The organism is Neobacillus endophyticus (assembly GCF_013248975.1).
GTDB classification, from domain to species: Bacteria; Bacillota; Bacilli; order Bacillales; family Cytobacillaceae; genus Neobacillus; species Neobacillus endophyticus.
Window position 1 is genome coordinate 4,111,373 of the sequence record NZ_JABRWH010000001.1, and the last position, 20,224, is coordinate 4,131,596.

Genomic DNA, 20,224 nt, shown 5'->3' on the forward strand with positions numbered 1-20,224 from the left:
GACTCTCTACATTATTGGTAAAAACTAGATATATGATTCATACATAAGGAGGAGGTCATGTTGAAAACAACCGACGTATTAGTTCAATGCTTGGAAAACGAAGGCGTAGAATATGTATTTGGCATTATTGGCACTGAAACACTAGATCTGGCCGATTCATTATCAAGATCAAAACAAATACAATGGGTGAATGTCAGACATGAACAAGGTGCAGCATTTATGGCAGATGTGTACGGACGATTATCCAAAAAAGCGGGCGTTTGTTTATCTACATTGGGACCAGGGGCCACGAACCTTTTAACTGGTATAGCCAGTGCACATCTTGATCATTCACCAGTTGTAGCACTTATCGGACAAGCTGGAGTTGAACGGCAGCATCCGGAGTCTCACCAGTTTGTTGATATGGTAAGAGTATTAGAACCCATTACTAAGTGGAGTACGCAAATAAAAACAGCCCAGTCTGTCCCAACAACCATTCGCAAAGCCTTTCGAATCGCCCAATTGGAAAAACCAGGTTCAGTGGCAATTATATTGCCGGAAAATTTTTCAACACAAATGATTCCGAATACACCTTTACCCGTTACTCCTTTACCTAATATGATCCCTTCTGATGAAGCCATACAAACAGCGAAAATGTTGATTGAGCAACATAAGAAACCATTTATCGTGATGGGAAATGGTATTTGCAGGCATGATGCTAGTAGGGAAATTCAAACGATTATTGATGCACTAAAAGTACCAACGGTTCACAGTTTTATGGCAAAAGGTGTGCTGGCAAAAGAACATCCGCAGAATTATTTTACGTTTGGATTTAATGAGAATGACATGGTTTTATCTGGAATAGATGAAGCTGATTTACTGATCGTAATTGGTTTCGATTTTGTGGAAAAGCTTCCTAAAGAGTGGAATAAAAAGAAATTTCCTATATTACACATTGATTCCCTTCCCGCTGAGGTTCATGAATATTATCCTGTAAAGGCAGAATTAGTTGGAGATATAAAGAAAATCTTGAATTGTCTATCTCACTTAGGGCTTCCTAATAAATCTTGGGCACCTGCAGGAAATTTAAAGGAACAATTGAAATCAGCGTATAACATAATAGATCACCAGAACTTAACGGACGTGCTTCCATTTACGATTGAAAATATTTTAAACCATGTAGAAAATATGATACCTGATCACACCATTGTCATTTCGGATGTCGGGGCACATAAAGTGTCCATAGCCCGTACGTATCATCCAAAAAAACCAAATCAGGTAATCATATCGAATGGATTGGCATCAATGGGAATCTCACTGCCAGGTGCAATCGGCGCCAAATTAGCTGTGCCTGATTCTCTTGTAATTTGTATCACTGGTGATGGCGGAGCATTAATGAATTTTGCTGAAATAGAGACTGCCAAGCGGTTAGGTCTTTCTTTTATGATCATTATTATCAATGATTCCATGTTAAAGCTTGAGGTCCAACAAATGGACAAAAAGTTTGGCAAAAGTTACGGTGCAAACTTCCAAAATCCCGACTTTTTACAATTAGCCGCAAGCTTCGGTATCAAAAGTATGCGAGCAAATAATCTGGTCGAATTTAAAAAACACTTTAATGAAACAATTACATTAGATGAAATGGTACTGATTGATGTTGTTCTTTCGTAAATAAAACAGGTGCCTGACACCGTGGTGTCAGGCACTCTATGTTTATTTCTTAAAAATGGTAGATATCACCTGATTATAGGTCATTGCACTGTTGACAACAAATATGCCTGGTTTCAGGTTCTTCTCCAATCCTTTTTTCTGGATATCCTGTGAGAAATTAAAGGCATTCGGAATCATATTTGCTTTTACTAACATTCTTCCAATGTCAATGCTGGTCATCCCCTGTGATACATTCACTACCACTGTTGTAGCAGTTTTACTAGAATTGATAGGTTTATCAGCAGATTGTTTCGCTGATGACACAACAGACTTTGTATTCGCTATGGTTTTGTCGTAATCAGCTTTTGTCTGCACGACATATCCGTTTGTTTCCAGAATCTTTTTCATTTCCGTTTCAGTTGTTTTAGCGACTGGTTTCGAACTTCCACCTTGGCTGGAGAGATAGACCGTGCCACTGATCGTTGTGGCGATTAGTAATCCTGCTGCAAAGCTGCTTAATAAGTTAATTCTCAACGGCAACTTTTCTCCCTCCATCCTTTACTTGTTGGTAAGGAGCAACTATTTGTTCGATTTCACTGACCGGTACCTGCTTTAATTCTGCGATGTTCTCAATTGAATAACTACGTTTATATAAATCTAGTACCTCGCGCATGAAAATCCTCTCTTCAGATGAAAGCTGAAATCCGGAAGCTTCAATTACCACTTCCAAATCAAGCTCCAGATTCCGAACGGAGTCTTGAAGAGCGTTGATCTCTTTCATTGTAGAAATATGCATCATATCAATTTGTTCATGTTCCTTTTTTGCAGCTTGTGAAGTCTTCATAATGGAGAAAATTAGCAATACAAGTGAAATCACAAACAATCCTGCTAAAGTCCAAAACATTCAATGTTTCCTCCTTTTATTGAATACAAGTTATTATTATACTACGACAATATTAAATTTCACTTAAATTCTACAAAACACGAAAAAAGTCGGAGATAAATGACAATATGTGCTCCTTCTTTTAAATCTTTCATCATAAAAAAATAGCACCCAAACGAGTGCTTTAACCAAAGATCATCAAGAAAAAATCCGGTCGATTTCTTTTATTTCCTCATTGGTTAATTGAACTTCCAATGTTTTTAAATTATTTAGTACCTGTTCAGCCCGTTTTGCACCTGGAATGACCACATCAATCGATTGTCGTGTAAAATACCAAGCAAGAACAACATGGGCCACCTCTACCCCTTTGTTCCAAGCTATATGCCGAATATGTTCAATTTTTTCTAGGTTCTGCTCATAGACACCTTCACTAAATTGCGGCCTTTTTCTCATGCCTTCACTTAGTTCCGTATTTTTGTTATATTTTCCGGTTAATAATCCCGAAGCAAGCGGAAAGTATGGTATATAGGAAATTTTGTGTTCCTCTGCATATGGTAATAATTCATTTTCAGCACGGCGGTTTAATAGATTATACTCCCCTTGATACACATCTACATAGCCATCTTTGTTGGCTTCCTTTAATTGCTCGATGGAAAAATTTGAGACACCAATTGCCTTGATTTTTCCTTCATCCTTCAATTGTTTTAATGCTCCAATCGCTTCATCCTTTGGAGTGTCCTGATCGGGAAAATGGATGTAAAATAAATCTATGTAATCTGTTTGCAGTCGTTGTAGACTTTCCTCTACAGATTGTTTTAAAAATGCAGGTGAATTGTCAATAACGACTACATTACCGACAAATTTGTGGGCTGCTTTTGTGGCAATGACAATTTCAGAACGATTCCCAGCTTCCTTAACTACTTCACCTATGATTTCTTCGGAACGTTTCGGGCCGTAGATAAAAGCCGTATCTAAAAAATTAATTCCATTTGCCAGTCCTGTGAGAACTAATTCTCTTCCAGCTTCTTCATCAAGGTTAGGAAAAAGGTTGTGTCCCCCAACAGCGTTTGTTCCTAATCCTATTGGATTTACATACAAGTCTGTGTGACCAATTCGAATGTGCTTTGTCATTCCCTTACAACCCCTTTCGTTTCAATATCATTATCATAGCATCATTGGTATTTTATTCCGAATGTTTTGCATTTACTAAATATTTATTATGATTTCATGTTTGTCAAATGGGCATTAATCCATTTTTCAAACATTTCATTCAATTGGCTTTTTTTCTGTGCTTTTAACCATTCCACTTGGTCAATCGGCAGTTTTAATTTTAAAGTTACATCTTCATTGGGCATTTCTACTTTTCTAATATCTGCTAATGTAATTCCGGCTTCTATATCAGGGAACCAAGGATCATTTTCATTGACTCGGTCAAAATTCTCATATTCTTGAATGTCATCAATCTCACAAAATAAATGAAGCTGCGGCAGCATCCCCGTTAACGCTTTAACGTGCATAATAGAATGGATTACTCTTCCGTCCTCTAATCCAATTTCCACTATAAGGTTTTCTTCCTTTTGATATTTCCTTAGCACTATCTCACTAACTATGATATCCAATTCCAAAGTCAGACCGGAACTGGCTTCAAAGATGTAAATTGCACTATTAAATACTAGAATTTCTTTACCATCAAATTTAACTGAACTAACACCCGTCATGCTTGTTCCTCCAAAAAATCAAACTGTTAAAAGATCGAATATACGCTCAATTTCTTTCATTATAACTCTTAAATGATCATTCCTATACTATAAAAAAAGCTTAACAAGTGTCAATTTTGTAATTAACTGGCGATGATACCTACCTAAATAAATATTGAATTTTTGTTTCGTCTCAACAATATTAAAGTACTTATTATAGGAATTGAGCTTTACATGAAAAAGAGAGCGAGCAGCGTCTAAGTACTTAGTAAAATAAACGTTAGTGATCAATATTGATTAAATATACAAAAAGAAAAAAGCCAGGGCATTTGATACCTGGCAAATGATGAAACACTTCTACTTTTTATAAAACCTATTTAAACCCAATTATCATCATTATTGTCCCAACCGCCAACATCATCACCATTTTGGAAATCGTTTTGATCGTTGTAGTCGATATTATCTGGATCATCACGGCGTCGGTCATCCCAAATTCCTTGGTTATCCCCTTGAAATTGGTTTAGTTCATCTTGCAGGCGGTCAATTTCATGCTCCTGAATGATATTTTGGTCCATTAATTCTCTCATGATTTCATGATCTTCGAGGTTTTGCAAGGCATTAAATTGATCGAAGCCAATCCTCCCCTGTTCAAACAAAAAGGTGAGCAAGGCGCCCGCGGCCATTCCTCCGGCAAATGTTCCTAATCGGCCAAATTCCGTCTGATTTGGTGGTCCATAATAGTCCGGTCGTTCATAATAGCCCCTTCTAGAATCATATATTTGCGGCCGATTCCGGTTAGTAAGTGGTCTGATAATTAAAAAATAAACTAAAACAATAATAATGATAACAGCAATGAAAAACATTCATATTCCCTCCTAATCTTAGTTAAAGAGAGTATTAAATCGGGTATAGGTCCATTAAAGCTTTTTAAAACCTTCCTCCAATAAAAACGTTTCTGCTTCTTCACGCGTATCGAAAGTTTCTTCGAGATTTAATCCAAAATAAATATTCCAGACATCTAGCTCCTGGATTAACAGAAGTGTTTCCTTTTCAACGTTCACCCAGCGTTCCGCCTGCTGATCACCTATAATGGCAGCTTCAGCCACGAGTTTTTCAGCTCCAGAAAGACTGCGAATGGATTCTTTTATAATTTGCTTTAAATCTTCAGCTGAATAATCTCTGATATTCACTAACCCCTTTTCATTGGTTGGATAATTTGATAAAAGGCCGGCATAAATGAAGCCATTTCCATTTGGGTGAAGGTGGTAAACTACATTTTTCTTATCGTATATACTTTCATTAAATTGAAAATTAACCCTCCCTAGGGAAACGTTCACTCGTTCGAGTTCAGGAAAAGATTCGATAATAGCAAGTTTTTCTTCAAAATTAAGCATTGATTGCCTCCAAATTTTTAGTCACCTTTATTTTAACATAACCGTCTTAAACTTAAAAAAGGGAAACTGTCAGCATAAGTTTAGATTAATATGGAGAAGGATTTTGTTTTTGGAGAGACCATTTGCAAAAGGAAAGGGAAAAGTTATATTTAATCCAACTTAACCCCAAATATTTCTTATCAATTTTTCGTGAATATTTTAATTTCCTTCTACCTCATTTTGAAAACTGCTGCACAACGTTTAGGATTAATAACAATACAGTATACAATCTCAGATAAAATATAAAACGGAAGGTTTAACAGCCGTGTTATATATTTTTTGTTATAAATCCCTAATTACATTCTTACTTTTTCTGTACCATGCAAAAAGAACGGCTCGTAAAGCGTTATCTACTGCAATGGAAATCCATACGGCCGGTAATCCAAATCCAAGTTTCCATGCAAAGATATAAACACCTAATGTTCGAACAACCCATATACCAATCATAGTAACCGCCATGGGGAATTTACTGTTACCCCCAGCTTGAACGACTGATGTATCAATAGTAACTGATGCTAAGAACGGCTGAGAAAATGTATCGATTAATAAAATAATTCCTAATAGGTGAATGACAGTTTTATTATGAGTAAATATTGCGCCTATCCAAGGACTCGAAATTGCTAATATTGCCGTTATAACGGTCATGGAAATTGCCGATTGAATATAACTCCATTTCCGATATTCCTTCATATCTGAATAATTTTTTTCACCAATTGCTTGTCCGATTAGAGTGCTTGCTGCTACAGCAAATCCTCCACCGACTGTAAAGGCAAATGTGGTTAATGTTCCTGCAATATTGTGGGTCGCATAAGTTTCTGTTCCCATGCGAACAATTAAACCGAAATAAACAACTTGCCCAATTCTCATGCTTATTCTTTCTAATACGGCAGGAATCGCAAATTTTATCATGCTACCTACAATGTTCCAAATGACTTTAAAATCCCTGCTTTTCAAAGCTATGGATGGCATACGCTGCGATATGATGAACAGTCGTAAGAAACCATATATCCTTGCTAAAATCATTGCAACTGCTGCTCCAGTTATTCCTACTCCTTTGAATGGTCCTAATCCAAAAATTAAAACATAATCCAAAACGATATGAATTGCATTCATTTCAATACCCACTCTGAAAGGGGTCCTTGTATCCCCAACAGCTCGAAAGGATGCAGATTGAGCAGTAAACAATGCAATAAATGGAGTGAGACCTAAAACCACTTTAAAATATATGATAGCTGTGTTTTTCAGTTGCCTGTTAGCCCCAACCATTGTTAGCAATGGATTAGCGAAAACAACGGAAATCAAAGAAAAGACTAGTCCTATTAGGATCGATATAAAGAGACCGTGAAAAATAACGGATTTGCTTCGTTCTTCATCTTTTGCTCCAAATGCTCTCGATAAAAATACGGAAAGTGTAGCAGAAATAGCTGAAAAAACCCCAATATACGTCATACTGTAGATGTTGGTAACACCTACTGCATTTATAGCCAGAAGACCTAACCTTGCAATAAAAAAAGAGTCTACGACTCCCAGTAAACTTTGAAGATACGATTCGCCAATGGCTGGTATTGCAATATTAAAAACTTTTTTTGCTTTGCTCGGAATATACAAAAAATGTGCCTTCTTTCTTTAACAATTGGGTCTAAAATTATATTAACTAGTGGTGATGATGTTCCTGATCAGTTTTGAGCAATTAGCAACTTCATCCTGGGGATGCTATTTATTTCATTTAATTTTTCTTCGTAATATTTCTAATATATTAACATCAATTTATGTACATATATGCATATTATCATCATTATTTCTTTATAATTCCTTTTTATTTATTGACTCTATTATTATTCATTGTTAATTTTCGTGCAGGCAAGAGAATTCATAAGCGGAGAATTTCCGGCTAATGTATAAATAGGTTTAAGAAGCAGATTTAGGCGGAGATATTCCGATTAACTGCTCTAAATAAGACAAAATCCACAGTTTTGGATAATATAAAAGGAAAAACTTCCTTTATTTTTAGGCTCTGTTATTATTCATTGTTGATTTTCGTGTAGGTACGAGAATTCATAAGCGGAGAATTTCCGGCTAATGTATCCAGATGAAGTTTAAGAAGCAGATATAAGCGGAGATATTCCGATTAACTGCTCTAAATAAGACAAAATCCAAAGATTTGGATCATATAAAAGGAAAAACTTCCTTTATTTTTAAGGAAATAGGGGTATTTCCCAATTTAAACGGATTTTTACCGTTTATTTTTCTAACTCAGTGAAATCAACATTCAGCTATAAAAGAGCCTATTTATTAAAAAAGCAGTGAGATCTCATTTCGAAATCCACTGCCTTTATACTTTTTTAAAAATTTCCTTTATCATTTACTTGTACCTCAAAAGAGAACGGCTTAACCGCAAACAGTGTCCCTTTTCCTATACTGCTCATATTTCCCCTCTTTTTTCACCTTTAAGGCCGCATCCCATGTTTTGATGGTCCAAGTTGTTGAGGGAGCAGTTCGTATGCATCTTTCACCCAATCACATAACAATGGTCGGGTATCTCTAGGATCAATTATTTCTTCAATTCCAAAAGCTTCAGCAGTTCGAAAGGGGGATCGTACCGATTCCATTCGATCTAATAGCTCTTTCAGTAATGCATCTGGATGATCACTCGCCTCAAGCTCGCGGCGATAGGCAACATGTACACCGCCTTCAACCGGAAGTGAACCCCAATCTCCTGAAGGCCAAGCGTATCGTAAATTTAATCCATGACCGTTACTCATTCCGGCGCCGCCAACTCCAAAAACACGGCGGATTATGATTTCAACCATCGGTACCGTTGCTTGATAAATGGCTGCAATGGCACGAACTCCTTTTCGAATCGTTCCTTTTTTCTCTGAAGGCAAGCCAATGACCATGCCAGGCTGATCGACTAAATTCACGATCGGCAGATGAAATGTCTGACAGAGGTCAACAAATCTCTCTATTTTATCGGAGCTTTCAGCGGTTAGTCCCCCTCCATTAACATACGGGTCGCTTGCTAAAACACCAACAGAATATCCATCAAGCCGCGCAAAACAGGTAAGTGTACCTCCACCATAATATCTTCCCATTTCAAAAATGGAGCTTTGATCAAAAATCATGGGTAAAAGCTCCCTTATTTTATATGGTGTTTTTCTGTTTTTTGGTATAAAGGAGATTAAACGTTCGTCTTTTCGAGAAGGGTCATCTTGTGTGGATAAAACAGGCGGAAGCTTCCATACACTTGGAGGCAGATAAGAAAGGAAGGTACGGATTTGTTCAAAGGCATCTTCCTCTGTTTTTGCTATATTATCCACTGCTCCACTTGTTCGATGTACCTGGACTCCTCCTAATTCCTCTTTGGTTAAATCTTGTCCCATCCCAAACTTAACCACAGGCGGCCCAGCCACAAATAATTGTGATGTCTCTTCAACCATGACAGAAAAATGCGAAGCGGCCACTCTGGCAGCTCCTAGTCCTGCTACAGAGCCAAGACAGGCTGAAACAACAGGAACTAACTCCAAATTTCCAACTACTAAATCCCAAGCCGGATTTACAGGAACATACGTAAATCCTTCCGAATCCAGGAACTTTACACTGCCACCGCCGCCAGTTCCATCAACAAGGCGAATAATAGGAATCTGAAGGTCATGGGCCATCCGCTCAGCATACACTTGTTTGCCGATGATCGCTCCATCCGCTGCTCCGCCTCTGACAGTGAAATCATCACCTCCAACCACCACTTTACTTCCCAAAATTTTCCCAGTGCCTAAGATAAAATTGGCTGGCATAAATTCAAGTAAATAACCATCCTCATCATATTTGCTTTTACCTGCGATGGCTCCGATTTCATGAAAACTGTCGGGATCCAGTAATTTTTCAATTCTTTCCCTTACAGTTAATTTGCCATTTGCTCTGTGTCTAGCAACCCGCTCTTCTCCGCCCAACCGATAGGCTAACGATTCTCTAGACCGCAGCTCCTTGATTTCCTCTTCCCAAGACAAAATGATTCCTCCTTTGAAAATGGTTAATCTCCTCAGACATTAAAGAAAGAATACTAGTCTAATTTCCAATCTATTTCTGGTAAACACAGAATATTCCCTTAAATATATAAAAAATACCAGGCATTGAAATCACCCGGTATTTTTTAAAAAATGTTTCTTGCAGGCTGAAGGCTGCATCCATCAATTATTGTAAAAAGCAACAAGGTACATTTACTTAGGATAAGACAGTGTACTCTTAACCAATCATTAGAGAGATCCACTGTATGAAACTTTTGTAATATGTTTTTAACCTAATAAATCTCTTAATGCAGGTTCGAGTGTCGGAAACTGGAATTTAAAGCCTGCATGGCTTAAAACTTCAGGTAAAACATGCTGCCCTTCAAGGACTAGTGAGCTTTTTCTCCTAAGGATCATTTTTAATGCCACTTCTGGTACTGGCAGCCAATGAGGCCTGCGGGTCACACTTGCTATCGTTTGACCAAATTCTTTCATTTGTTGTGGATTCGGTGCTGTCACATTAACCGGGCCGCTTAACTCACTATTTTCCAAAGAGAAAATAATGGCTCGGGCAGCATCGTCAACATGGATCCATGAAACCCACTGCCTTCCTGATCCGAGTGTTCCGCCCATATACATTTTATAAGGTAGTACCATGAGTGGGAGGGCGCCGCTGTCCTCACCGAGCACAACGCCAAATCGCAGATATACTGTACGTATGCCGAGTTCCTTCACCCTTTCAGCCTTTCTTTCCCAGTCATGGACCGTTTTACCGAGGAAATCATCTGCAACAAGTTTCGATTTTTCCGTATATACTTCCGAAAATGAGGATGGGTAAATTCCGATCGCACTAGCATTGATAAAAACAAATGGCTTTTCAGGCAATGCCGCTGTGATTCTTATCAGCTCGTCTGTAGAAGTCATACGGCTTTCATAAATTTCATTCTGATGTTTGGGAGTCCAACGGCCGTCATTAATGGATGTGCCTGCCAGATTGATGATTACATCTGCTTTTTGTATTTCTTTTTCCGGAAAAATTCCTTCTTCAAGCCATTTGATATATTGTACTTGAGATGAAGATGATTTCTCTTTTCTAGTCAAAACGACCACTTCATGGTTTTCGTTAAGAAGAAGGTTGATTAATTTCCGTCCAATAAAGCCAGATCCCCCGGCAATTACGATTTTCATGTTTACACTCCAATGCTTTTTTGTACAAAACCTTAACTGTATACAAAACCTACATTCTCCGATTCATCGGGAATCAGCATAATTCATTCATGCCACACAATAGTATCTATATATTGACATACACCTTTTTTTTTTACCACAAAAAGAATCCGAACATGCATCCATCATGTTCGGTCATTCTCTGCTACTTTGTAGCTCATTCGTTTAACCTAATATATTGGTTTAACCAGTTATTTTCTCCATCCTCAAAATCACTTTTTTTGAATTTAGACGAAATCGATGTAGCCAATGATAACAGAGAGGAATAACAAATAAACTAATAAATGTTGAACTGATCAGCCCTCCAATGACGACAATCCCAAGTGTTTGCGAAATAACCGTATCAGTACTTGTTGAAAGTGATAATGGCAACAGTGCAAGAACTGTTGTCAAAGCCGTCGTCAGAATTGGACGAGTCCTTGAAAGTGTTCCATTAAAGATGGCATCTTCCATCTTTAGCCCTGAAGCGATGTTCCTTTCAATTTTATCAACTAGGACAATTCCGTTTGTTACCACGATCCCTGTCAGCATCATCATTCCCACCAATGCGGGAAGATTCCATTCTAATCGAAAGATTGTCATTCCAATAACAGATCCAATAAAGGCCAGTGGAAGGCAGAGTAACACAGAGAGAGGAGCTTTCCAACCCCGAAATAAGGCACTAATGATTAGTAATACTATTAACAAAGAAAAGAATAAAGCGATAGCCATTTCATAGATCATTTCATACACCTGCTGAGGCGCACCTGCAAAAGAATAGTGAACATTCTGAGGCAACGGTAATTTTTTCAGCATATCTTTCACATTGTTTGTTACTTTTTCAATATCCCTTGAAATGATCGTGGCTGTTACAGAAGCATATGGCTTGCTATCCTTCTCTTGGATCGCAGATGTACTGGAAGGAAGCAGGAGTGCGAGTTGGTCCAAAGTCACCTTTTTTCCCTTGTTATTAAGAAATGTCTCTTTAGCCATTAAGGAAAAAATATCTTTCTTATAGTCTTTTTGTACGTCTGTGTGAAGAACAATTGGAATTTCGTTCTGGTTCATCATGATAAACCCATTTGTTCCATCAGAAGTATATTGTTGAATGCGATTGATTACATCCCGCAATTTCACTCCATTACTTTCAATTGCTTTCCGATTAAGTTGAATTTGATATTGGTTTGTACGATCTTCGGCATCTGCTGCTCCATTTACAGCGAGTCCTGGCACTAGTTTTAACTGGTTTCTAATAGATTGTGCCGCCGATTCAAGCGTATCGTTATCTGCACCTGTCAAATTAATTTTTATTTGGGTATCATCTCCGCTCATGTTTTGACTAGAGACCGTATAAATGGCTTTGTTTGACAATGAAGATAATTGCTTCTGCAATTCAGAAATGAAAGCATCAACATTTGTTCTTTGTTTAACGGCAATGGATAAATTGGCAATATTCGGCTGTTGAATCCAGCCCCCTCCCGTGTCAAATACATCATCAGACTGTGGTGTAAAAGAGGACCCCAAGCCTGAGGAAAAAGATTCCACTCGCGGATTAGCTTTCAATATTGCTTCTGCTTTTTGAACTTCTGCATTAACTTCCATTAAAGATGAATTCTGGGGCATTTCCAGTTGTACGCTAATATTTCCAACTGGATTTCTTGCTGGTAAAAATTCTACCGGCAGAAATACCTCACTCGTTAAAGAAAGGCAAAATAGCACTAGGACAGTAATAACCACTTTTTTCTTATTTTTAAAAACATTCACGAGAATTTTATCGGCAATAGGTACTAAATTGTCATTTGCTGCTGCAGGCTTTCCCTTCCAAAAAAGGTTATATAGTGCTGGAACAACAAAAATGGAAACCAACAATGAAAGAATAAGAGAAATAACAACTGACCAGGCAAAACCTGAGAATGCTTCACTCACCATCCCACTAACTAGAGCAATCGGTATGTAAACAGCAACAGTGGTTAAAGTCGAAGAAACTATGGCAGGTATCATTTCTGATACGGCATCTGCTAACAAATGGCTGCTTTTCGTCCCTTTCGCTTCAGATACCTTTCGGGTCATATTGTCAAAAATGACAATAGAGTCATCCAGCACTCTTCCCATCGCAACAATAAGACCTGACAACGTAAGAAGGTTAAGGCTGATATCCATCATGTTCAGGACACCTATTGTTGTAAGTAAACAAATAGGCAATGTAATAGCGATCAATAAGGTAGAACGGACTTGGCGAAAAAAGAGAAACACACAAATGATCGAAAATAAACTGCCAAGTAAGCCTTCTTTGATCAAACCATATAAGGATTGGTTGATTAGCTCACCTTGATCAAGTTGGACGGATACATGAATATCATGGTTTTTAACTTCGGGTATAGCTTTTATTTTGCTCTTTATTCGTTTCGAAACATCCGTAATATTGGATGAAGGTGTCTTTAATAGATCTAAGAGAACACTAGGTTTCCCATTGTATCTTGAGATAGTTTGCAAATTGACAATCCTATTCGAAATATCAGCTACATCTAAAAGCCGGAACATCTTCCCGTCTTTAGCGTGAATGGGCAAGTTTAATAGATCTTGTTGATTTATATTCCATCCGACCACTTGAATCGGAATAGAAATCTGGTTATTTGTCACGTCCCCCTCGAATCCAGTTGTATAGTTCTCTTCCAATGATTGTTTCACGTCTTCTACGGTTAATCCAAATCGATCTAAATCCTTCGTGCGAAGATTTACAGCAAATCCGGCACTGCCACCTCCAGTGACATGAATGTCTTTTACTCCGGGGACTGTTTTTAATTGACTGACTACACCTTCTTGAATCGAGGTGCGCAGCATATTTTCTGTGATATTGGGTGAAAGTCCTTCAATATGAATACGCATAATGGGCAATGAATGAGTACTAAGTCGAGTAACTAAAGGTTTCTCTACCCCTATTGGTAGGGAAATTCCATCAAGTGCTCTCGAAACATCCAATTCAGCTTGTTCCATTTTATAATTCATGGGAAAGTTAAGACTGAGAACCGTTCCTCCGTTAAAAGTATCTGTTTCCACGTCCTCAAGTCCATTTACGACTCTTAAAGCTTGTTGGATTGGGTCTGTTATCTTCGCTTTTATTTGATCAGCCTGGAATTGGTCAGCACGGACCGAGACCATTAACGTAGGATTGTTGATTTCCGGCAGATAATCCCGCTGTATTTGAACAGCGGACATGGCTCCCCATAAGACGATCAACATAATCATGGTGACGATCAGAATGGCACGTTTCCTGGTTACATCTATTAATCGCTGCATGTCAATATCTCCAAACTGGGAGAGCCCTGATAGAGCTCTCCCTTCTATTTAAAAATATTTAAGTTTATAAGATTGCTCCGGCTAAATCTAACGTTCTTCTGTTCAAAATAACGTACTGGTTAATTGTCTGCCGGTGATGGTGCGCTGCTTTCTGGCTGTTGCTGCGCTTCATCAGGTGTAAGTACTTTTTTCTCACCAGGATAAGGCTGATCAAAACCTTTGGTAGCATACCAAACTGAATGATTAAGCATATTGGCATTGACTGCATCTGGGGCAGCGTGTTTGCCTGAAAATTCAGCTTTATGTTTGTTCGACCATTCCGTCCACTGCTTCGCAAGTTCTTTTGTTTGCGGGGTCACATTCGTCGTGTTGGCAAGTGCTGCAGTGTTAGAGCCTGGCTGTCCATTTAATGTGTCAAGTGGGATTTCGTTTGGCAAAAAGTTATATGGAGTGTAGTCCGGTTTATTGGTAAATAGCTCGCTCATTGGCTCTGCAGCTGCATCGTTTTGGTTCATGGCAGGCAATCCGAGAATCTGTTCAATACTGCGAACCATGTTAATTACTGTCCAATAATGGCTATTGATCATTTCTTTTTTCACCCATGGACTGATGACAAATGCAGGCTCACGATGGCCGTCAACATGATCTAATCCGTTTTGGGCATCGTCTTCTGTGATAAAAATAACAGAGTCTTTCCAATATGGGCTGTGTGAAATCAGATCAACAATTTTTCCAACCGCAAGGTCATTATCAGCAACCATCGCCTGTGGTGTTGGATTGTTGGTTGAATTTCCAGCTGTGTGGTCATCCATTACCCACATGGTGGACAATGCTGGCAGGTCATTATTTTTGACATGCTTTTCAAATTGCTGTTTGAAAATTTCATAACGATACTGATCCGGAATATTCGTATCAAAGGTAGGAAACGGCTTGTACGTAATCGGGCCAAGTGATGGAATATCGGATGTTGCAGAATAATCGCCGATCGGAACATGAAGGGTTCCTTGCTGCTGGCCAGACAAAATTTGATAATCTTTCCACCAGTCTGTCCAATTTCCGTATGGCTCCGGACCTGTGAAGCCTGTTGTATCTTCCCCAAAGTTTTCGACAGACTTACCGTATTTTAGAGCTTGATCCCATAAATGACCGGTCGGTGCGTACGCCATTGCATCACCTGCTCCACCTGGATAACTTTTTACGTTGGCTGTATCTGTTTCTTTATCCTCGTAGTCGGTATTCGTTCCTTGCATGACCCATTGGTGTCCGCTAGCCGATTGAATTCCTGAAGTATACATGTTATCTAAAAGCGGGAAGGTGCTAGCTAGTTTATGCAGGTTTGGAGTCACTTGCTGAGGGAACTGTGTTAATGCTGGTTCTCCGTTCCCCTTTCCAAGATCGCCTAATACTTGATCATAGGTTCTGTTTTCTTTAATAATATAGAAAACGTGTTTAATAGTTGAAGGCTCACCTACTCGTTCTGGCATTGCAACAGGCTTCTTATTTTCACGGGGCTTTGCGTTTAGATCCTTTAAGCCGTACCAGTTATTATTCATATAAACTTGATTTGTACCCTTAGCTAATGCCATTGCAGTTGGAAATGGGATTAAAGAAATAGATCCTTCTTGCGCATAAGAAGAGTGTCCGTTAACCGTAATACCCTGAATCGTTAAATTACGTGCAGGTCCGCGAGAGCCAATCCCATCTGCATTCGCAACGACGAGGTTTTTATTGGCAGAATCTACGGCGATATCCACCGGGAACCAAGCAGTCGGCAATAGTCCTTGCAATTCAGGTGTTTTATCGGGACCTTGCCAATTATATACTGCTATTGCGTTGTCACGTCCAAGGCTGACCATTAATTTTCCATCCACCATTTTAACGGCGTTAGGTGCAGAACCTTTTGGAGCATTTGGATATGGCTTGACATCGATGGTTTGGACGACATTATTTGTTTTTGAATCGATGACAGAAATGGTGTCACTATTTGTGTTGGTTACAAATATGTACTGTCCGGACTGTGTCATCCGTTCAGGCTGCACACCAACTGGAATATTTTTAACAACAGTATTTGTCGTGAGGTCTACTACGGATACACTTCCTGTTGTTGTGGCACCTGTATGATCAGTTACAACTTGTGTGCCTGATGAATCAACAGTTGTATCACCTGCTTGGGCTTTGCGTCCGCCTTGGTTGGTAACATAGGCAATATTGCCATTGACTAAAACACTTGTAGGAGCATTTTCAACGGCAACTTTGGTTATTGCACCTGATTGTGGATCGATGATTCCTAGGCTGTTGTCACGGTTCAAAGCAACTAGCAGCTTGCCATCGGGTGCAACCGTGATATCAAGCGGATTAATATTTCCGCCAACTGAGGCAGATGGAAGATTGATAGTTTTTTGGATAGAAGGAGTGCCGTCTGATGCAACAGACAGGACGATCACTTTTCCTGTAGAGCCTGATGAACCCGTTGCATAGAGTTGGCTGCCATCTTTTGAATATGCCAGTCCCCACATATGAGAAAGTCCTAAGTTGATATCCTGAGCTTTCATTATTCCACTTGCAAGATTGATCACATTTATACCTTTTCCGCCATAATCGCTACGTCCCACGATCGTTACCGCCGTCTTTCCGTTTGGATTAATCGCAACAGAAATTGGGTTCCCGCCAAATTCAATTTGTTTTCCAGCAGGTGTGATTAACTGGTTTACAGGAGTTTGGACAGAGCCATCCGCTTGTTCTCCAACCAGATTGTACCCAAAAAGACCTTCTTGTGCCGCATACACCCCCGCTGACCCCATCAATATACTGCTTAATGCAATCCCCGCAAACAACCGTTTCTTTTTTCTGAATTTCTTTAGCATCCCCTTCACTCCTATCATTTCATAGTTTTAAAATTACATGATTAGGATACTTCTGGTTTATAAATCCTTGATTAAGATATTGTAAAGTTAGTATTTTGTTTTTTCTGCCTTTTTTACCATTCCAGAGGAACTAGAATGAAAATATTTTATTGGACCCTTATGAAAAAACATAAAGGCATTTCTTCTATGGGGTATGTTGGGTAATAGATAGAATAGTTTTTCTTGATTCCAATGCGGAGGTTCCAGTGGGTTTGGGGTTAAAGCTTTCTTTATTGTATCTGTCCGAATCGAGTTTTCATTACGGACAGATATTGTGGTTTTCTTGTTTTGAGCTGTTTGATTAAGACTTTCCTTCATTCTTGGTATGAAAGACATTTTCCTGTTTCCGGTTTACGGTTTTAACCTTCATCACTGCTATGAAAGATCTTTTCTTGTTTCCGGTTCGTGGTTGTGTTCTTCATCTTTGGTATGTTCCTGCTTAAATAGCAAATGGATAAAGGTTATGGTTGATCACTTGTTTATTATAGTGCAATAAAGGCATAATATTTTTAAATCAATCAATAATATGGGAATAAGCAATTAGAGAACGAAGAATACTCGGAAATTTTTGAACAGGAGTTTGCAGTGGAAATGGACTTAGTAAATTTAACGGCTAAACTCATTATTGGTTTTGCCTTTCTTTTTATAACTGTTAAAATTGTCGGAAAGAAAATGATGAATCAGATTACACCATTTACGTTCATCTCCTCCATTGTATTCGGTGAATTGTTGGGAAATGGGTTATATGATCATAAGGTTAAAATTAGTAGTATTATTTACTCCATATGTTTATGGGGGTTTTTGTTATTAACTGTAGAGTTTATTGGTCAAAAGTTTCTAAGGTTTCGAAGATTTGTTGAGGGAAAGCCCTCCGCCCTTATAAAGAATGGAATGATTGATCGTGAAGCATTAAGAAAAAGCAGAATGAACATCAATCAATTGCAAAGTTTGCTTCGGCAAAGCGAAACTTTTTCCATTAGGGAGGTGGCATTTTGCTATTTAGAATCAAATGGGTCGATCAGCATTCTAAAAAAAGCAAAATATCAAAAGACTAAACAGAAAGATTTTCAGCTCCCTGATCAAGCAGTGCATGTTCCTGTTACCATTATTAAAGATGGTCAAGTATTTTGGGATGAAATCCATGATTTAGGTTTCGATAACACGTGGCTTACCCAACAACTAGAAATACAAGGCGTTTCAGAGTACAAAGATGTTTTTTTTGCAGAATGGCTTGAAGGTGATGGTCTATTCTTACAACGGATAAACTAATAATTTTTCAATAAAAAAGCTGAAAACTATCATTTGGATTCAACATCGAATAAATTTTTTTGTTTATTTCCAACATGTTCCTTTCTTTTCCCTGCCGCAAATTTTCGAGTCTGCTTTTATAAATATTCCCCGGAATTTGCGGCTGGATCATTTATCATGTTGAAACCAAAATAGGGCATCTATCATTTTCGATCAGATAATTTCGTTAATAGTGCTACCGCATTTGTTGTTCAACTTCACTCTTTAAATACTGTCGATTGTTGTCAGAATATTTATACTTCTTTTGATTGAATACTAGTTTTTGATAATGATATGATTAGAAATGGAATTGGAAGCGTTACCAATTCTGGAGTTTACTAGTTACATAAAAAGGGAGGAAAAACATTTGAGCCAAGTAACAATCAGTGTAAATGAAAATGTTGAAAAATTTTTAACAGGAAAGAAGAAGCTGTATATTGATGGTCAATTTGTTGAAAGTCTCTCTCAAAAAACATTTGATACGTATAATCCTGCAACTGGAGAAGTGCTTGCTGCGGTTTATGAAGCTGGTCCGGAAGATATCGACCGTGCCGTAAAAGCGGCGAGAAAAGCGTTTGATCAAGGTACATGGTCCAAAATGGGCACTGCCGAACGCAGCCGGTTGATGTATAAATTAGCTGATTTAATGGAAGAACACCGTGAAGAGTTGGCTCAATTAGAGACACTGGATAACGGAAAGCCAATCCGCGAAACCTCCGCTGCGGATATTCCGCTATCAATTGAACATATGCGTTATTATGCGGGCTGGGCAACGAAAATCGTTGGACAAACCATTCCAGTCAATGGTCCATACTTTAACTATACTCGTCATGAAGCCGTTGGAGTTGTCGGTCAGATCATTCCATGGAATTTCCCATTGCTAATGGCGATGTGGAAGCTTGGTGCTGCGCTGGCAACAGGTTGTACGGTTGTCTTAAAGCCTGCTGAACAAACACCACTTTCAGCTTTATATTTGGCTGAATTAATAGATAAAGCCGGTTTTCCACCAGGGGTTGTTAATATTGTTCCAGGATTTGGTGAAACTGCAGGTCAGCCGCTCGTGGATCATCCTTTGGTAGATAAAATTGCCTTTACTGGATCTACTGATGTTGGAAAGATGATTATGGAACGCGCTGCAAAAACTCTTAAAAGAGTAACGTTGGAGCTTGGCGGCAAATCACCTAACATTATTTTGCCGGATGCGGATCTTTCTCAAGCCATTCCAGGAGCACTTAACGGGGTAATGTTCAACCAAGGGCAAGTATGTTGTGCTGGTTCTAGGGTCTTTATCCAGAAAAAGCAATTTGATAATGTAGTAGCTGACATGGTCAGCCATGCCCAAAAAATCAAACAAGGTGCCGGATTGCATGCGGATACGGAAATCGGACCGCTCGTTTCTGTTGAGCAGCAAAATCGTGTACTTGGTTATATCGAAAAAGGTCTCCAAGAAGGAGCTGAATTGTTAGTAGGCGGTGAAAAACCGTTCGAAGAAGGCTATTTTGTCTCTCCTACAATCTTTGCCAACGTTCGCGATGAAATGACGATTGCCAAAGAAGAAATCTTTGGGCCTGTTATTACTGCCCTACCGTATGAAGACATTGACGAGCTGATTGATCGCGCAAACAATAGCCAATACGGATTGGCTGCCGGTGTATGGACGAAGGATGTTTCCAAAGCCCATTACATTGCCAGCCGCCTCCGTGCCGGAACTGTTTGGGTCAATTGCTATAATGCCTTTGATGCAGCTTCCCCATTCGGCGGTTTTAAACAATCCGGGCTGGGGCGTGAAATGGGATCTTATGCATTAAACAACTATACAGAAGTGAAGAGTGTTTGGATTTCGGTAAAATAAAATGGAAAGACCATTTGATGGAGTGGCGCACTCCTT

The 20,224-nt window shown here is 38.8% G+C and carries 14 protein-coding genes; 3 read left to right on the top strand and 11 right to left on the bottom strand.

The window, feature by feature from the left end:
• The first annotated feature begins 57 nt into the window (after nucleotides 1-57).
• Entirely contained in the window at nucleotides 58-1,650 is a 1,593-nt protein-coding gene (locus HPT25_RS20210; RefSeq protein WP_246277242.1) for an acetolactate synthase large subunit, read from the top strand.
• A gap of 42 nt (nucleotides 1,651-1,692) precedes the next feature.
• On the opposite strand, the gene HPT25_RS20215 is transcribed toward HPT25_RS20210, so the two are convergent.
• The 11 genes from HPT25_RS20215 to HPT25_RS20265 form a co-directional block, all read right to left on the bottom strand.
• Nucleotides 1,693-2,169, bottom strand: coding sequence for an MltG/YceG/YrrL family protein (locus tag HPT25_RS20215; RefSeq protein WP_246277243.1), 477 nt, complete (start codon nucleotides 2,167-2,169; stop codon nucleotides 1,693-1,695).
• Nucleotides 2,153-2,533, bottom strand: a complete 381-nt coding sequence (locus tag HPT25_RS20220; RefSeq protein ID WP_173068374.1) for a hypothetical protein — start codon at nucleotides 2,531-2,533, stop codon at nucleotides 2,153-2,155. Before HPT25_RS20220 ends, HPT25_RS20215 begins: the two co-directional genes overlap by 17 nt.
• Before the next feature lie 177 nt (nucleotides 2,534-2,710).
• Nucleotides 2,711-3,643, bottom strand: coding sequence for an aldo/keto reductase (locus HPT25_RS20225; RefSeq protein WP_173068378.1), 933 nt, complete (start codon nucleotides 3,641-3,643; stop codon nucleotides 2,711-2,713).
• Between the two features lie 86 nt (nucleotides 3,644-3,729).
• A complete protein-coding gene (locus HPT25_RS20230; protein ID WP_173068382.1) occupies nucleotides 3,730-4,230 on the bottom strand; it encodes a hypothetical protein in 501 nt (166 codons plus the stop codon).
• Nucleotides 4,231-4,586: 356 nt separating this feature from the next.
• On the bottom strand, nucleotides 4,587-5,072 hold the full coding sequence (locus tag HPT25_RS20235) for a hypothetical protein (RefSeq protein WP_173068385.1): 486 nt from the start codon (nucleotides 5,070-5,072) through the stop codon (nucleotides 4,587-4,589).
• A 54-nt stretch (nucleotides 5,073-5,126) separates the two neighbouring features.
• On the bottom strand, nucleotides 5,127-5,603 hold the full coding sequence (locus tag HPT25_RS20240; RefSeq protein ID WP_173068388.1) for a hypothetical protein: 477 nt from the start codon (nucleotides 5,601-5,603) through the stop codon (nucleotides 5,127-5,129).
• 321 nt (nucleotides 5,604-5,924) lie between these two features.
• A complete protein-coding gene (locus HPT25_RS20245) occupies nucleotides 5,925-7,250 on the bottom strand; it encodes an MATE family efflux transporter (RefSeq protein WP_173068392.1) in 1,326 nt (441 codons plus the stop codon).
• A gap of 839 nt (nucleotides 7,251-8,089) precedes the next feature.
• Nucleotides 8,090-9,646: an acyl-CoA carboxylase subunit beta gene (locus HPT25_RS20250; RefSeq protein ID WP_173068395.1), complete on the bottom strand. Its 1,557-nt coding sequence runs from the start codon at nucleotides 9,644-9,646 to the stop codon at nucleotides 8,090-8,092.
• A gap of 285 nt (nucleotides 9,647-9,931) precedes the next feature.
• The gene (locus HPT25_RS20255; RefSeq protein ID WP_173068398.1) at nucleotides 9,932-10,831 is read right to left on the bottom strand and encodes a TIGR01777 family oxidoreductase; all 900 of its coding nucleotides are present in this window, start codon (nucleotides 10,829-10,831) and stop codon (nucleotides 9,932-9,934) included.
• A 222-nt stretch (nucleotides 10,832-11,053) separates the two neighbouring features.
• Nucleotides 11,054-14,146, bottom strand: a complete 3,093-nt coding sequence (locus tag HPT25_RS20260) for an efflux RND transporter permease subunit (RefSeq protein ID WP_173068401.1) — start codon at nucleotides 14,144-14,146, stop codon at nucleotides 11,054-11,056.
• Between the two features lie 119 nt (nucleotides 14,147-14,265).
• Entirely contained in the window at nucleotides 14,266-17,010 is a 2,745-nt protein-coding gene (locus tag HPT25_RS20265; RefSeq protein WP_173068404.1) for a bifunctional YncE family protein/alkaline phosphatase family protein, read from the bottom strand.
• Nucleotides 17,011-17,640: 630 nt separating this feature from the next.
• On the opposite strand from HPT25_RS20265, the gene HPT25_RS20270 reads away from it, so the two are divergent.
• Both HPT25_RS20270 and HPT25_RS20275 read left to right on the top strand, forming a co-directional pair.
• Nucleotides 17,641-18,318 (top strand): DUF421 domain-containing protein, encoded by a 678-nt coding sequence (locus HPT25_RS20270; protein ID WP_173068408.1) that lies wholly within the window; start codon nucleotides 17,641-17,643, stop codon nucleotides 18,316-18,318.
• Nucleotides 18,319-18,703: 385 nt separating this feature from the next.
• Complete coding sequence (locus HPT25_RS20275) at nucleotides 18,704-20,188, top strand: aldehyde dehydrogenase family protein (protein WP_173068412.1); 1,485 nt, start codon at nucleotides 18,704-18,706, stop codon at nucleotides 20,186-20,188.
• The last annotated feature ends 36 nt before the right edge of the window (nucleotides 20,189-20,224 follow it).